The sequence below is a fragment of the Arthrobacter sp. FW306-07-I genome (assembly GCF_021800405.1).
In the GTDB taxonomy this organism is placed as follows: Bacteria; Actinomycetota; Actinomycetes; order Actinomycetales; family Micrococcaceae; genus Arthrobacter.
The window spans coordinates 1713556-1729144 of the sequence record NZ_CP084550.1; the positions used below are offsets into that span (position 1 = coordinate 1713556).

Annotated in this window: 13 protein-coding genes and 1 pseudogene; 9 read left to right on the forward strand and 5 right to left on the reverse strand. The window is 65.9% G+C overall.

All coding sequences use genetic code 11. The features are described from left to right. Nucleotides 1–48: 48 nt before the first annotated feature. Genes prpB through LFT46_RS07895 form a run of 3 tightly spaced genes read right to left on the reverse strand, consistent with a single transcriptional unit; the run spans nucleotide 49 to nucleotide 3120 of the window. Complete coding sequence (gene prpB, locus LFT46_RS07885; protein WP_236801986.1) at nucleotides 49–951, reverse strand: methylisocitrate lyase; 903 nt, start codon at nucleotides 949–951, stop codon at nucleotides 49–51. After that, complete coding sequence (locus LFT46_RS07890; RefSeq protein WP_236801987.1) at nucleotides 951–2471, reverse strand: MmgE/PrpD family protein; 1521 nt, start codon at nucleotides 2469–2471, stop codon at nucleotides 951–953. Before LFT46_RS07890 ends, prpB begins: the two co-directional genes overlap by 1 nt. Continuing rightward, complete coding sequence (locus LFT46_RS07895; RefSeq protein ID WP_236801988.1) at nucleotides 2464–3120, reverse strand: GntR family transcriptional regulator; 657 nt, start codon at nucleotides 3118–3120, stop codon at nucleotides 2464–2466. Before LFT46_RS07895 ends, LFT46_RS07890 begins: the two co-directional genes overlap by 8 nt. Nucleotides 3121–3292: 172 nt before the next feature. Between LFT46_RS07895 and LFT46_RS07900 the strand changes: the two genes are divergently transcribed. Further along, nucleotides 3293–5197 (forward strand): propionyl-CoA synthetase, encoded by a 1905-nt coding sequence (locus LFT46_RS07900; protein ID WP_236821764.1) that lies wholly within the window; start codon nucleotides 3293–3295, stop codon nucleotides 5195–5197. A 33-nt stretch (nucleotides 5198–5230) separates the two neighbouring features. Here LFT46_RS07900 and LFT46_RS07905 read toward each other — a convergent pair whose 3' ends face one another. Next, on the reverse strand, nucleotides 5231–5944 hold the full coding sequence (locus LFT46_RS07905) for a response regulator (RefSeq protein WP_236801990.1): 714 nt from the start codon (nucleotides 5942–5944) through the stop codon (nucleotides 5231–5233). After that, nucleotides 5941–7575, reverse strand: a complete 1635-nt coding sequence (locus LFT46_RS07910) for a sensor histidine kinase (protein ID WP_236801991.1) — start codon at nucleotides 7573–7575, stop codon at nucleotides 5941–5943. Before LFT46_RS07910 ends, LFT46_RS07905 begins: the two co-directional genes overlap by 4 nt. Nucleotides 7576–7732: 157 nt before the next feature. Here LFT46_RS07910 and LFT46_RS07915 point away from each other — a divergent pair, with 157 nt between their 5' ends. The 8 genes and pseudogenes from LFT46_RS07915 to LFT46_RS07950 all read left to right on the forward strand — a co-directional run. Continuing rightward, nucleotides 7733–9076 carry a cation:dicarboxylate symporter family transporter gene (locus LFT46_RS07915; protein WP_236801992.1) on the forward strand — a complete coding sequence of 448 codons (1344 nt, stop codon included), beginning with the start codon at nucleotides 7733–7735 and terminating at the stop codon, nucleotides 9074–9076. 231 nt (nucleotides 9077–9307) lie between these two features. After that, a complete protein-coding gene (locus LFT46_RS07920) occupies nucleotides 9308–10207 on the forward strand; it encodes a ParA family protein (protein WP_236821765.1) in 900 nt (299 codons plus the stop codon). Nucleotides 10208–10214: 7 nt separating this feature from the next. Then, the gene (locus LFT46_RS07925) at nucleotides 10215–11030 is read left to right on the forward strand and encodes a segregation and condensation protein A (RefSeq protein ID WP_236801993.1); all 816 of its coding nucleotides are present in this window, start codon (nucleotides 10215–10217) and stop codon (nucleotides 11028–11030) included. A 26-nt stretch (nucleotides 11031–11056) separates the two neighbouring features. Next, the gene (gene scpB / locus LFT46_RS07930) at nucleotides 11057–11716 is read left to right on the forward strand and encodes an SMC-Scp complex subunit ScpB (RefSeq protein WP_236802830.1); all 660 of its coding nucleotides are present in this window, start codon (nucleotides 11057–11059) and stop codon (nucleotides 11714–11716) included. 123 nt (nucleotides 11717–11839) lie between these two features. Next, nucleotides 11840–13048: a pseudouridine synthase gene (locus LFT46_RS07935; RefSeq protein ID WP_236801994.1), complete on the forward strand. Its 1209-nt coding sequence runs from the start codon at nucleotides 11840–11842 to the stop codon at nucleotides 13046–13048. A gap of 3 nt (nucleotides 13049–13051) precedes the next feature. Then, nucleotides 13052–14161, forward strand: coding sequence for a prephenate dehydrogenase (locus LFT46_RS07940; RefSeq protein ID WP_236801995.1), 1110 nt, complete (start codon nucleotides 13052–13054; stop codon nucleotides 14159–14161). Then, nucleotides 14161–14874: a (d)CMP kinase gene (cmk, locus tag LFT46_RS07945; protein ID WP_236801996.1), complete on the forward strand. Its 714-nt coding sequence runs from the start codon at nucleotides 14161–14163 to the stop codon at nucleotides 14872–14874. Before LFT46_RS07940 ends, cmk begins: the two co-directional genes overlap by 1 nt. Nucleotides 14875–14905: 31 nt before the next feature. Then, nucleotides 14906–15581: pseudogene (locus LFT46_RS07950) on the forward strand (lysophospholipid acyltransferase family protein); the annotation flags it as partial. Nucleotides 15582–15589: the final 8 nt, after the last annotated feature.

The following is a 15589-nucleotide window of genomic DNA, read 5'->3' on the forward strand; positions in this document are numbered from 1 at the left end:
GAGCCGTTGTCCGGCTGCTGCCGGCATTCCGGCGTTCAGGTCTGGGTGTCAGATGCCGGGGATCTGGAAGTTGAACACCCCGGTGTCAAAGCGGTTGTAGGCCTCATAGTCGACGAGTTCGTAGAGCCGGGCACGGGTCAGCATGCTTGGGACCTGTGCCTCCTGGGTGCCGTCGGACTTGATCGATTCCAGAGTACGCTCAGCAGCACCCATGGCACTACGGAGCAGGGTGACCGGATAGATGATCATATTGACCCCGACGCCGGCCAGCTGGTCCACGGTGAACAGGTCGCTCTTGCCGAACTCGGTCATGTTGGCCAGGATCGGCACGTCCACGGCGTCCCGGATGGCCTGGAACTCGCTGAGGTCCTTCATGGCTTCCGGGAAGATGGCGTCGGCTCCGGCTTCAACCAGGGCCTTTGCCCGCTGCTGGGCCGCTTCCAGCCCGTCGGTGGCCCGGATGTCGGTGCGGGCCATGATCAGGAAGTTCGGGTCCCGGCGGGCGTCCGCGGCGGCCCGGATCCGCTTGGTGGCGGTGTCCAGGTCCACCACGTTCTTGCCGTCCAGGTGGCCGCAGCGCTTGGGGTTGAACTGGTCTTCGATGTGGCAGCCGGCCAGGCCGGCGTTTTCGAGTTCCTGCACCGTGCGGGCCACGTTCATCGGCTCGCCGAAACCGGTGTCCGCGTCCACGATCGAGGGCAGGTCGGTCATGCGCGCAATCTGCCCGGCACGGGTGGCCACCTCCGTGAGGGTGGTCAGCCCGATGTCCGGCAGGCCCAGGTCGTTGGCCAGGACGGCACCGGAAATGTAGACGCCGGCGAAGCCCTTTTCCTCGATCAAGCGGGCGGAGAGCGGGTTGAACGCGCCCGGGAACTGCTGGATGGTGCCGGAAGAGAGCAATTCCCGGAAGCGGATCCGCTTCTGTTCCGGGGTGGTTTTGGAGTACAGCATCAGAAGAGTCCCTTCGGTGCCGCGGCCAGGTCGATGACGCCCGGGGCGGCGGTGATGTTGAGCTGGTCCAGTTCGCCGGCGGCGAGTTGGGGGAGGCGTTCGACGGCGGCGAGGAACCTTTCGATCTCCGCCTCCTCCACCAGGCCCGTGGCGAGGGTACGGAACTTGTTGACGTACTGTTCCCGGGCGAACGGGCGGGCACCCAGCGGGTGGGCGTCCGCGACGGCTATCTGGTCCGTGATGACGGTGCCGTCCTTGAGCGTGATCTCCACGGAGCCGCCGAAAGCCTTCTCGGAGATGTCCAGGGAGTGGTAGCGGCGGGTCCATTCCGGGTCTTCCACGGTGGTCACCTTGTGCCACAACTCCACGGTGTCCGGGCGGGCAGCGCGTGCCGGCGCGTAGGAATCCACGTGGTGCCAGGCGCCATCCTGGAGGGCGACGGTGAAGATGTAGGGGATGGAGTGGTCCAGGGTTTCCCGGCTCGCGGTGGGGCTGTACTTCTGGGGGTCGTTGGCGCCGGAGCCGATCACGTAGTGCGTGTGGTGGCTGGTCTTGATCAGGACGGACTCCACGTTGGTGGGGTCGGTGACCTCCGGGTTCTCGCGGTGGAGCTTGCGTGCCAGGTCGATCCAGGCCTGGGCCTGGTACTCGGCGGAGTGTTCCTTGGTGTAGGTGTCCATGATGGCGCGCTTGGCTTCCCCGGGGGTGGGGAGCGGGACCATGTAGGATGCGTCCGGCCCGTCCAGCATCCACGCGATGACGCCGTCTTCGCCCTCGTAGATGGGCACAGGGGAGGTCTGGCCGCGCATGGCCCGGTCCGCGGACTCGATGGCCATCTTGCCGGCAAACGCAGGGGCGTGGGCCTTCCAGGTGGAGATCTCGCCCTTGCGGGACTGCCGGGTGGCGGTGGTGGTGTGCAGCGCCTGCCCCACCGACTGGAAGATGGTTTCGACGTCGAGGCCCAGCAGGGTCCCGATGCCTGCTGCGGCGGAGGGGCCCAGGTGCGCCACGTGGTCGATCTTGTGCTTGTGCAGGCAGATGGCCTTGACCAGGTTGACCTGGATTTCATAGCCGGTGGCAATGCCGCGGATCAAGTCGTGGCCGCTGGAGCCAACGTGCTGGGCGACGGCCAGGATCGGCGGAATGTTGTCCCCGGGGTGGGAGTACTCGGCCGCGAGGAAGGTGTCGTGGTAGTCCAGTTCGCGCACGGCCACGCCGTTGGCCCAGGCCGCCCATTCCGGCGCCACCCGCTCCTCGATGCCGAACACCTTGGAGCCCTGGCCGCCGGTGGTGGGCCCATGGGTGAGTGCCTGGGCACGGGCCGCGACGATGGGCGCCCGGTTCAGGGAGGCGATGGCCACCGAAGCGTTGTCGATGATGCGGTTGATCACCATGTCGGTCACCTCATCGGAGACGGCGACGGGGTCCGCTGCCACTTGGGCGATCTTGTACGCGAGCTGGTCCTCGCGGGGGAGGTTTTCTTCGCTCTTGTAGACGCGGACGTGGTGTTCCTTAACCATGATGCTCCTTTGGGTGGGATGCGTGGGTTGCTTTGACGTGGGAGAGGCTTCGGTGCAGGTGGACGATGGTGGCTGCTTCTGCCAGCTTCGGGTTGCCGGCAGCGATCGCCTCCGCGATGGCGGCGTGTTCGGCGGCCGCGGCGGTCAGGCGGTGCGCATCGTCGGCTGCCAGGCGCCGGATCCGGACCAGGTGGACGCGCAGGCTGCGCATGGCCTGCGCCAGGTAGGAATTGGAAATGGCTGCGTCGATGGCGGTGTCCAGCCGCCCGACCAGGTCGTAGTAGTCATGGAGGCCGGGCTCACCGCCGCTGATCAGATCGGGAGCCCGGAGCAACTCGTGCTGCAGGCGCTGGAACGTTGCGGCGTCACCGCGCCGGGCGGCCAGTGCCGCGGCCCTGCCCTCAAGCGTTTCGCGCAGTTCGAAGAGTTCGTCGATGTCCTCAAGGGAAATGTCGGTAACGACGACGCCGCGGCCGCCCGCCGTCGTCAGTCCCTCCGCTGTGAGGCGACCCAGCGCTTCCCTCAGCGGTGTGCGTGAGACGCCCAGGCGTTCAGACTGTTCAACTTCGGCAAGGACCGTTCCGGGCGCCAGGCGCCACTCGATGATGTCGTCGCGCAGGGCGGCATACGCCTTGTCGCTGGCGCGCATGGCGTCCTCCTTCCTCGATAACCCGTTCAGTGTATACAGAGACGCGCTGGAATTACAGCACTTTGCAGAATTCGAGCCGAATATGGGGTTAGATGTATACATACCCCTTGCCAGCGTCCCGGCTTTACCTTTAGCATGAGCTGCATCACAATGTCGTGGATGGGATTACCTCATGGTCACCAACAGCTACCGGGACACCTACAAGCGCAGCGTTGAACAGCCCGAAGATTTCTGGCTGGAGGCAGCGCAAAAGATCTCGTGGGCTTCTCCGCCCACCCAGGCCCTGGACAGCAGCCGGGCGCCTCTGTACGGCTGGTTTCCGGACGGCATCGTAAACACGTGCTACAACGCGCTGGACCGGCACGTCGCCGAGGGCCGCGGAGGGCAGGACGCCCTGATCCATGACTCCGCCATGCTGGGGACGCAGCAGCGCTACACCTATGCAGAACTCACAGACCTCGTGGCCCGCTTTGCGGGTGTGCTGCGCAGCAATGGCGTGGGCAAGGGGGACCGGGTGGTGATCTACATGCCGATGATCCCGGAAGCGGCCATTGCCATGCTGGCCACTGCCAGGCTGGGCGCGGTCCACTCCGTGGTGTTCGGCGGCTTTGCGCCCAAGGAGCTCGCGGCCCGGATCAGGGATGCCGCCCCTGCCGCCGTGGTTACCGCCTCGGGCGGGATCGAACCTTCCCGCCGCATTGAGTACCTCCCTGCCGTCGCCGAGGCACTTGAGCTGGCGGGCGCGGGCGGCCTTCCGGTGCTGGTCAAAGCGCGGGACGGATTTGCAGCAACGGCGGCGGACCACGCCGGCTGGCTGGACTGGGATGAGGCCATGGCGTCCGCCCAGCCGGCCGGTCCGGTGGGCGTGAAAGCCACCGACCCCCTCTACATCCTTTACACGTCCGGCACCACGGGTACGCCCAAGGGTGTGGTGCGGGACAACGGTGGCCACGCCGTCGCCCTCCGCTGGACACTGGAAAATATCTACGACGTCGGACCCGGCGACGTGATGTGGACCGCCTCGGACGTCGGCTGGGTGGTGGGGCACTCCTACATCGTGTACGGTCCGCTGCTGGCCGGAGCCACCACCGTGATGTACGAAGGCAAACCGGTGGGAACGCCGGACGCCGGGGCATTCTGGCGGGTGGTCCAGGACCACAAGGTCAACGTCCTCTTTACCGCCCCCACGGCGCTGAGGGCCATCCGCAAAGCCGATCCGGAAGCATTGCTGCTGGCGGACTACGACGTCTCCAGCCTGCGGACGCTTTTCACTGCCGGTGAGCGGCTGGACACGGACACCTTCCACTGGGCTTCCCGGGTCCTCGGCGTGCCGGTGGTGGACCACTGGTGGCAAACCGAAACCGGCTGGGCCATCTGCGCCAACCCGCGCGGGCTGGAGCGGCTGCCCATCAAGGCCGGCTCCCCAAGTGTTCCGATGCCCGGATTCCAGCTGCGGATCCTCGACGGCGCGGGCGGGGAAGTGGAGCCCGGAACCGAGGGCAACATCGTGCTGGGGCTGCCGCTGCCACCGGGCACGCTCACCACGCTGTGGGGAAACGACGAACGCTTCATCTCGTCCTACCTGCAGGCCTTTGAGGGCTGCTACGCCACCGGCGACTCCGGCTACCGGGATGAGGACGGCTACCTGTTCGTCATGGGCCGCACTGACGACATCATCAACGTCGCCGGCCACCGGCTCTCCACCGGCGCCATGGAACAGGTCATCGGGCAGCACCCCGCAGTTGCCGAGTGTGCCGTGATCGGCCTCGCGGACCCCCTCAAAGGACAGCGTCCCAGCGGCTATGTGGTGCTCAAATCCGGGGTCGACATCCCTGAAGACGTCCTGGCCAAGGACCTCGTGGCACTGGTCCGCAGGGATATTGGCGCCGTCGCTGACTTTAAGCACGTGACGGTGGTGGACGCCCTGCCCAAGACGCGGTCGGGAAAGATCCTGCGCAAGACCATGCGCCAGATAGCCGACGGCGAGGACTACACGGTGCCCTCCACCATCGAAGATCCCGGGGTCATCGACCAGTTGGTGGGAGCGCTCCGGGTGGACAGGGCACAGGCCGGCTGATGGGATGGCTGGAACGGCCGGGCGCGAAGCGCGTCAGCGGGCGTTCCAGCGGTATTCGTTTTCCGGCCTGCCCGGCGTTCCGTAGCGGGCGGTCCGGGAAACCGTGCCGGCGTCGGCCAGGTACTCAAGGTAGCGCCGGGCCGTTACGCGGGACATTCCCAGGGCATCCATGACTTCGGTGGCGGACACCGCCTCCGGCTGTTGGCGGAGGAACTCCTGCACCGAGCCGAGCGTCGCGGTGGAGAGGCCCTTGGGAAGCGGCAGCTCGGACGGAGCCCGAAGGCTGGCAAAAGCCCGGTCAACTTCGCCTTGCGAGGCGCCGCCCTTGCCGGGGCCGGCACTGGAACCGGCCAGCTGCAGGCGGAACTGGCGGTAGTTCTCCAGCTTGTCGGAGAACGCGGCGAACGTGAAGGGCTTGATCAGGTACTGGACTACGCCGATGGCCACGGCGCTGCGAACGATGGCCAGCTCGCGGACAGCGGTGATGGCGATAATGTCCGCCAGGATTCCCGCTGAACGCATCCGCCGAGCAATGTCCAGGCCGTGAAGATCGGGCAGGTTCATGTCCAGCAGGACCAGTTCCACCGGCTCGCCCGCCGCCACGAATTCACTCAGCAGCCGCAGGGCGGACTGGCCGTCCGGGGCCGTTCCGGCGAGCTCGAATCCTTCAAGCCGTCCCACATAAGCCGCATGCGCTGCCGAAGCAATGGCCTCGTCTTCGACGACGAGGACCCGGATGTTGCTCACTGTGTATGCTCCTTCTCCGCGGGAACCGCTGCGGGCAGGAATACTTCGAACTTGGCGCCACGCCGGCCGTTGATGGCCAGCGTACCGCCCAAACGCTGCACCGCCTGCCGGACCAGTGCAAGGCCAATGCCCCGGCCACCGGCTCCCGCCGGCTTCGTGCTGAATCCGTGCCGGAAGATCCTCTCCGTATCCCCAGCGCTGATGGGCGTCCCGGAATCATTGACGGCGATGTCCAGCCCCTCGTCATCCGCCTCCAGGGTCAGGATCACGCGCCGCGGCGGCGGCGCATCTGCGGCGGCATCGATGGCATTGTCCAGCAGGTTGCCCAGGATTGTCACCAGGTCATGCACGGCCAGCCCAGGTGCTGCCCCCGATCCAAGCGTGGCTACATCCAGTTGCACGCCCCGTTCGTGGGCCTCGGCCACTTTTCCCATGACCAGTGCGCCCAGCACGGGTTCATCGATTGAGCTGACCATGTCATCCGTCAGCTGCTGGCTCAGGGCCAGGTCCTGGGTGGCGAAGTCCAGGGCTTCCCCAGTCCGGCCAAGTTCCAGGAGTGAAACCATGGTGTGCAGCCGGTTGGCGTGTTCGTGGGTCTGGGCCCGCAGTGCGTCGGAAAGGGTCCGCATCGTCTGGAGTTCGTTGCCCAGCGCTTCGATTTCCGTCCTGTCCCGGAGGGTTGCCACTGTTCCATAGACGGGAACCTTCCCGCGCGTCCCGGCGGAGTCGGGCCCACGTGCCGGTCCCTGGTTAACCACCAGCACGCGCGTACCGGCCAGCACCATCTCGTCCTTGGTGGTGCGTCCGGAATCGAACAGGTTGCGCAGTTCACTTTCCAGGGGGAGTTCCGCCAGCGACGGCGGCCGGGTGGGATCATTGCTGCCGGGTGCGGGCAGCCCCAGCAGTTCGGCAGCGTGGTCGTTGTACATCACAACGCGCTTTCTGGGATCTACCAGGATGAGGCCTTCGCGAACCGAGTGCAGCACCGATTCGTAGTAGGCGAAGAGCTGCGCCAACTGCTCGGGGCCCCAGCCCCGGGTTACGCCGCGCAGGTACCGCCCAAGCAGCCATGACGCCAGGGAACCGCCCACCAGCAGCGCGATCCCAAGGCCAAGCAGGGCGGGCAGGCGCCCGGCGAGGGCAACATCAACGCTCCGAACGGTAACGCCGGCTGCGACGAGGGCCTTGACCGCACCCGTGGAGTCCTTGACCGGAACAATTGTCCGGACGGACGGTCCAAGCGTGCCCGCCGTGACTTCCGTAAACGCCTGGCCCCGCAGTGCGGCGTCGATCGAGCCGATGTAGGGCCGGCCCAGCTCCTCGTCCCGCGGATGCGTCCAGCGGGTCCGGTCCGGAGCCATGATGGTGATGAAGTCAACGCGGGCCGCGGCAGTGACATCCTTGGCATAGGGCTGCAGGAGGACTGATGGGTCCGGCATAGCCGCAGCCTGCAGCACCAGGGGATTGGCAGCGATGGAAGCGGCCACTCCTTCCATGCGCCGGCCTGCTTCGTCGTACGTCCGGTCCCGGGCATCCACGTAGGCGGCCGTGCCCACTATGGCGATAAAGGATATGACAATGAGCAGGTTCGCCAGGAAGAGCCGGCGGGCAATGCTCCAGCGGTGGATCATCCGTACCTCCATCTGACCCTGCGGTCGCTGCGACCAATATGAACGCAACGGTGAGCTGGATCACGGGGTGCCGAATGATGGGTATCACATTGCAAGGACGTGTTGAGCCCAGAGACTGCGCCGCAGCGTCTATCAGAATATCCACAAGGAGACACACATGGCTTCTCAACGAGGAGAGTCGCTCAAGACCGCGACGCCGCGGCGCAAGGGACTGGACAAGTCCCACTACCTTTACATCGCCGTTATCGCCGCCGTCATTCTCGGCGCGCTTGTTGGCCTGATCTTCCCCGAGTTTGGCAAGTCCCTCAAGCCCCTGGGCGACGGCTTCGTCAAGCTCATCAAGATGATGATCGCGCCGGTTATCTTCTGCACCATCGTCCTTGGCATCGGCTCTATTGCGAAGGCTGCGACCGTCGGCAAGGTTGGTGGGCTGGCGCTGGGCTACTTCATCGTCATGTCCACGTTCGCCTTGGCCATTGGCCTGGTGGTGGGCAACCTCATCCACCCGGGTGAGGGCCTGAAGCTTACGCCTTACGACCCCAGCAAGAAGGCCGCCACGGACAGCACCGTGGACTTTCTCCTGGGAATCATCCCCGGCGACGTACCTGTCCTGCCCACACTGCTGGCAGCCATCCTGGTTGGCTTCGCACTGCAGAAGATGGGCGCCCAGGGCGCTCCTATCCTGAGGGCCGTCGGCTATGGCCAGGCGCTCGTGTTCCGCATCCTCATCATGATCATGTGGCTCGCTCCCGTCGGTGCCTTTGGCGCGATCGCCGCAGTCGTCGGCGCAACCGGCGTCCAGGCCATCGTGAGCATGTTCACCCTGATGGTTGCCTTCTACATCACCTGCGCACTGTTCATCGTGGTCATCCTCGGTGGCCTGCTCCAGGTAGTCGCCGGCGTAAACATCTTCAAGCTGATGAAGTACCTGGCCCGTGAGTACCTCATCATCTTCTCCACCTCGTCCTCCGAGGCTGCGCTGCCCCGGCTTATCGCCAAGATGGAACACCTCGGCGTCTCCAAGCCGGTTGTCGGCGTCACCGTTCCCACCGGCTACTCCTTCAACCTTGACGGCACGGCGATCTACCTGACCATGGCTTCCCTCTTCGTGGCCAACGCCATGGGAACCCCGCTGGACCTCGGCGCCCAGATCTCCCTGCTGGTCTTCATGATCATCGCCTCCAAGGGCGCCGCCGGCGTGACCGGCGCCGGCCTGGCCACCCTCGCGGCAGGCCTGCAGGCACACCGGCCTGAACTGCTGGGCGGCGTCGGCATCATCGTTGGCATCGACCGCTTCATGTCCGAGGCCCGCGCCCTGACCAACTTCACCGGCAACGCTGTCGCCACGGTCCTGATCGGCACGTGGGTCAAGGAGATCGACGGCGGCCAGGTCGGCCGCGTCCTTTCCGGCGAACTGCCCTTCGACGAGCAGACCATGATGGTTGGGCACGGCGAAATGGCGCCTAAGGAAGAAGGCGCGCTCGAGGCTGCGAAGGCCTAGCTCCCGCCCCAAAACCGAAACGGAAACGCCCCCGCAGCCTGGCTGCGGGGGCGTTTTTCCTATGGTGGGCGGTTCAACCTTCGACCTCAGCTAGAGGGTCAAGGCTCAACATCCGCGGAAAGTCAAGTTCCCTCGAATACCGTGTCGGGCGCTGTAACCTAGGGAGCAGAACGAACGCCGCCGGGAAGCCGGCGGCAGGAAATCACCGTCATCGAAAGTGTGGACAGATACGTGAGCAGCGAACAGGGTTCAGCAACTCTGGAGGGCACGGAATTCGACCTCGAAAACGCGGTGATGGGGCCTACTGGGCGCCCATACCGTGAGTTCCCGGAACCCGCGCCGCTGTCCTCCCACGGTCCGGCCAGGGTGCTTGCCATGGTCAACCAAAAGGGCGGCGTGGGGAAGACCACCTCCACCATCAACCTTGCCGCCGCGCTCGCTGAATACGGCCGCCGCGTCCTGCTGGTGGACTTCGACCCCCAGGGCGCTCTGTCCGCCGGCCTGGGCGTCAACCCGCACGAGCTGGACCTCACCGTGTACAACGTCCTGATGGACCGCAAAGTGGACATCCGCGACGCCATCCACCACACCGGCGTTGAAAATGTCGACCTGCTGCCGGCCAACATCGACCTCTCCGCCGCCGAAGTGCAGTTGGTTAATGAAGTGGCACGTGAACAGGTCCTGGACCGCGCGCTGAAGAAGGTCGAAGACGATTATGACGTTGTCCTGATCGACTGCCAGCCGTCGCTGGGTCTCCTGACGGTGAACGCCCTTACGGCCGCCCACGGCGTCATCATCCCGCTCATCTGTGAATTCTTTGCCCTCCGCGCCGTGGCGCTCCTGGTCGAAACCATCGACAAGGTCCAGGACCGGCTGAACCCGCGACTGCAGGTGGACGGTGTCCTGGCCACCATGTACGACGCACGGACGCTTCACAGCCGCGAGGTCATCACCCGGCTGGTGGAAGCGTTCGGAGACAAGGTCTTCGAAACCGTCATCAAGCGCTCCATCAAGTTCGCAGACGCCACCGTGGCCGCTGAACCCATCACCAGTTACGCGGGGAACCACGTGGGTGCTGACGCCTACCGCAGGCTCGCCAAGGAGCTGATTTCCCGCGGCGGCGCACCCTAGCCACGCCGTGGCCGAACCCAAACCCGGTTTCGAGGTGCGGCTGGCCAACTTCACCGGTCCGTTCGACCTCCTCCTGGGGCTGATCGCCAAGCACCAGCTGGACATCACCGAAGTGGCCATCGCCACCGTCACCGATGAGTTCATCAAGTACATCCGCAAGCTGCAGCAGCTTGGCGAAGAATGGGCGCTGGACGAGGCGAGCGAGTTCCTGGTGATTGCCGCCACCTTGCTTGACCTTAAGGCGGCGCGGCTGCTTCCAGCCGGTGAAGTCGAGGACGATGAGGATATTGCCCTGCTGGAGGCCCGGGACCTCCTTTTCGCCCGGCTGCTCCAGTACAAGGCCTTCAAACAGGTGGCAGGCATCCTCGGTGAAACCCTGGACCAGGAAGGCCGGCGCTTTCCGCGGCAAGTGGCCTTGGAGGAACACTTCGCGGCGATGCTGCCCGAGCTGGTCTGGAAACACACGCCCCAGCAGTTCGCAGCATTGGCAGAAGCCGCGCTCCGGCCCAAGGTGCCCACGCAGCCGCCCCAAGTGGGACTTGCCCATCTGCACGGCAGCAACGTCAGCGTCAAGGAGCAGGCAGAATTGCTGGGGCTTAGGCTCCAGCAGGAGTCACCGTTGACGTTCCGTTCGTTGATTGCCGACGCCGGCTCCACCCTGGTGGTGGTTGCCCGGTTCCTGGCACTCCTGGAACTGTTCCGGGACCGGGCAGTTGCATTCGACCAGCTCTCCCCGCTGGCGGAGCTTGCCATCCACTGGACGGCGGTAGACCGGGACTGGTCAGCGGAAAACCTGAGCGAAGAGTATGAGGAGCAACCGTGACCCCCCAGTCTCCGGAAACCCAGCCGCTGGATACGCAGCCGCAGGAGGACGCCGGCCCTGCCACGGACTTTGATCATCTCCCCGGCGGCGCCAAGGCCGCCCTTGAGGCGGTGCTCATGGTCCTGGACCAACCTGCCACCGAGGAGGAGCTGGCCGCAGGGCTGGGCTTGACGGTCCAACGGGTGCGTTCCCTGCTGGCCGAACTGCAGCGTGAGTATAACGGCTATACTGTTAAAGCCCCGGAGATGGACAGTGCCAGCCACGCTGGTATCGGTTCCAGCCCCCGGGGTTTTGAATTGCGGAACATCGCCGGTGGGTGGCGGATCTACTCCCGCACTGAATTTGCCGACATTGTTGGCAAATATGTGCTGGAAGGACAGACTGCCAGGCTCACCCAGGCGGCGTTGGAAACATTGGCAGTCATTGCTTACCGGCAGCCGGTTTCCCGCGCCCGTGTGTCTGCGATTCGCGGTGTCAATGTTGATTCCGTCGTACGGACGCTCACCCAGCGCGGGCTGATCGAGGACGCGGGAACGGATCCTGAATCCGGCGCAATCCTCTACCGGACTACCTCCTATTTCCTCGAGCGGATGGGAATCAGTTCAGTTGAGGACTTGCCCCAGCTGTCGCCGCACCTTCCTGGGCTTGACGGGATCGCAGAATTCTACGACGCCGAAACCATGTAGGCACGCACGGTGCCTGCAGCACATATTTACCGAGTTTAGTTATCAGGGCAGACGAAGTCTGCGCGGCTGGCTAGGGTTGTCCTTGGACATCGCTGCCGGCCAAAACACATTGAAGGACGGGTCATGACACAGGCGGGACGCCAGGGTTCACCACGTAACGGTTCGGGACGCGGCGGGAACGAACGCAACAATTCCCAGCAGCGCAGTTCACAGGGCGGCAGCTTCAGCGGGGGCTCCCGCGGCGGGACCGGAAAACGCGCTGCCGGGTTCGGCGGCGATCGTCCGCACCGCGCTCCCAAACCGCGCGAGGAACGCTTCGTCGACCCCGACCTCGCGGGCAACCAGCCCGAACGGGGTGCGGAAGGCGCAAGGGGAGCCAAGCCGTCGTCGCGCAAGCCCGCTGCCAGGAAGCCCGGCGCTAAAAAGGCCCCGGGAACTCCCGGCGCACTCAAGCCCAAGCCCCGCACCGGCGCACCCGGGGCGGCAGCTTCCCGCGCGTTCGGCAGCGAACGCTTCGGCCAGAACCTGGGCCCGGTCCGCAAACCAGGCCGGAAGAAGCACCCCCGCGGCAATGTTCCCCAGTCCGAGCTCCACGACGCCGACGGCGTGCGGCTCCAGAAGGTCATGGCGTCCGCGGGCGTCGCTTCCCGGCGCGTCTGCGAGGAGATGATTGCCGAGGGCCGTGTTGAGGTGGACGGCCAGGTGGTCACCGAGCTGGGCGTCCGCGTCGATCCCAAGACTGCCGTGATCCACGTCGACGGCCTGCGGATCCAGCTGGACGAGAACCTGGTGTACATGGTGTTCAACAAGCCCAAGGGCGTGGTGTCCACCATGGAGGACCCCGAAGGCCGGCCCTGCATCAGCGATTTCCTCAAGAACAACAAGAACACCGGCGAACGCCTCTTCCACGTAGGCCGGCTCGACGTCGCCACCGAGGGGCTGCTGCTGCTGACCAACGACGGCGAACTGGCCAACCGGCTGACCCACCCGTCGTACGAGGTGCCCAAGACCTACCTGGTGCAGGTTCGCGGACCGTTCCCGCAGGGCGTCGGCGCCCAGCTGAAGGCCGGCGTGGAGCTGGAGGACGGCATGGCCGCCGTCGACTCCTTCCGCCTGGTGGATTCCACACCCGGGCACGTGCTGATCGAAGTTGTGCTCCACTCCGGCAAGAACCGCATCGTGCGCCGCATGTTCGATGCGGTCGGCTTCCCGGTCCAGCGGCTGGTGCGCGTCAAGGTGGGCCCGATCGGGCTTGGAGACCAGCGCCAGGGCAGCATCCGCAACCTGGGCAAGCAGGAAGTCGGCCACCTGCTGGCATCCGTAGGACTCTGACGCATGTCCGCCTTCAAAAGCCAGGGCCGCGGCCACCTGGATGGCCCCGTGGTGGTCATTGGTACCGGACTGCTGGGCACCAGCATCGGGCTGGGACTGCGGGGCCGCGGCGTGCCCGTGTTCCTTTCCGACCCGTCGCCCACCAACCAGGCCGTGGCGGTGGACATCGGTGCGGGCCGCCCCTTGGCGGAGTTGGGCAGTGGCACGCCCCAGCTGGTGGTGGTCGCTGCCCCGCCGGACGTGACGGCCGACGTCGTCTGCCGGGCACTGGCTGACTACCCCGAATCCGTCGTGGTGGATATTGCCAGCGTCAAGGCGGATATCCAGTCGCGGCTTCGCACCCTCGGCGCCGACCTTTCGCGGTACGTGGGCACCCACCCCATGGCCGGACGGGAAAAGTCGGGTCCGGTAGCTGCGCGCGGCGAGCTGTTCACCTCCATGCCGTGGGTGCTCTGCCCGTCGGAGAAGACGTCCGGGAGTGCCCTGCAGGTGGCCCGCTCACTCGCCTCCGATTTAGGCGCGGTGGTGTCGCAGTTCAGCGCGGACGAACACGATGAAGCCGTGGCACTGGTGTCGCACCTGCCGCAGGTCATGTCCTCCCTGGTGGCCAGCCGCCTGCAGGGGACGCCACTGCATGCGTTGTCGCTGGCCGGAAATGGACTTCGCGATGTCACAAGGATTGCCGCCAGCGACCCCACCCTGTGGGTGCAGATCCTGGGCGGCAACGCGGCCAAGGTAGTGGAGATCCTCTACGGCGTCCGCGACGACCTGAACCGCCTGATCGGCACCTTGGAAGACCCGGCAGCCCCGGGTGCGAGGCTGGACCTGGCCCAGCTGATCAGCGAGGGCAACGCAGGCCAGGCCCGGATCCCCGGCAAGCACGGCGGGCCGCCGCAGGCATACTCCTGGCTCACCGTCCTGGTGGACGACAAGCCCGGCCAGATTGCGCAGTTGCTCACCGAAATCGGCGAAATCGGCGTGAACGTGGAAGACCTTCGGCTGGACCATTCCTCGGGACAGAACGTGGGCATGGTGGAATTGTCTGTGTTGCCGAACAAGCACGACCACCTGATCGAAGCTCTCAACGACCGCGGATGGCGGGTACTTCAGTAATGACACAGGAACTCCTCGAAACCATGCGCGCGCTGCGCATTGGCCGGCCCCTGGTGGTCGCCATCGACGGCCCCTCCGGCTCAGGCAAATCGAGCGTGAGCAAGGAAGTTGCCCGTCGGCTCCGACTGGCATACCTGGACACCGGCGCGATGTACCGGGCCCTGACCTGGTATTGCGTGACCGAAGGCATCGACCTTGATGACTCGCCCGCTGTAGAGCAGGCATCCAGGGACTTCGTCCTGGAAGTGAGCACCAGCCCGCAGGAGGAGTACGTCCGGGTGGGCGGCGTGGACGTCACGGACGCCATCCGGGAGCCGGCCATCTCGTCCGCCGTCAGTGCCGTGGCCACCACCCTCGGTGCCCGGACTGAACTGATCCGCCGGCAGCGCGACCTCATCGAAAAGCACCACCGCCGCATGGTGGTGGAAGGCAGGGACATTACCACCGTCGTCGCGCCCGGGGCTGAAGTGCGCATGCTCCTCACGGCCAGCGAGGAAGCCCGGCTGCGCCGGCGCGGCATCCAGCTGGGCGGCACGCAGGACGCCGAGCAACTGGCGGCCCAGGTGACCCACCGGGACGCCAAGGACTCAGCGGTGGTGAACTTCACCAAGGCGGCAGACGGTGTGGTCACCTTGGACTCCTCGGACCTGGACTTCGAGCAGACCGTGGATGCCGCCCTGGTGATCGTCACCAAGGTCCTCAACCGTGACTGAGTCAATGGCCGCCGTGCCGTCCGGCCTGACCATGGCGTGGAGCAGGCCGGTGGGCTGGATCCTCGACCATCTGGTCTACCGGACCACCGTGACCGGCAGGAGCAACGTCCCCACCGGCGGGCCGGTGATCTTCGCGGCCAACCACATCAGCTTCCTTGACGGGCCGGTGATGTTCGGCGCGGCGCCCCGGCCCATGCACATCCTGGTTAAGCAGGAGATGTTCAAAGGATTCCTGGGCCGGGTGCTCACCGCCTCCGGGCAGCTTCCGGTGGACCGGCGCGGGGACCGTGCCGCGCTGCAGCGCTGCAAGGACGTGCTCGACGCCGGGCGATGCGTTGGGATCCTTCCTGAAGGGACGCGGGGGAGCGGGGCAGCCGCGGACATCAACGGCGGCGTGGCCTGGCTGGCATTGAACAGCGGGGCGCCAGTGGTACCGGTCGCCATCCTGGGGACCCGCCAGGGCAACGAGCACCTGGACTTCGTTCCGCGGCCCGGGCGCCGCTTCCACGTCAGCTTCGGCTCCGCCCTCACCCTGGCCCGCCGGGCCGGCGAAACCGGGCGTGCTTCAATGGACAGGGCGGCGCAGGAGATCCGTGCAGCGCTGGCAGGGCACGTCCAGGACACCATCCAACTCAGCGGGCAGCCACTGCCCGATGCTGACCCTAAAGACTTGACAGCAGTAGCCGGGGACGCCGGCAGATGACCACAAAGGACT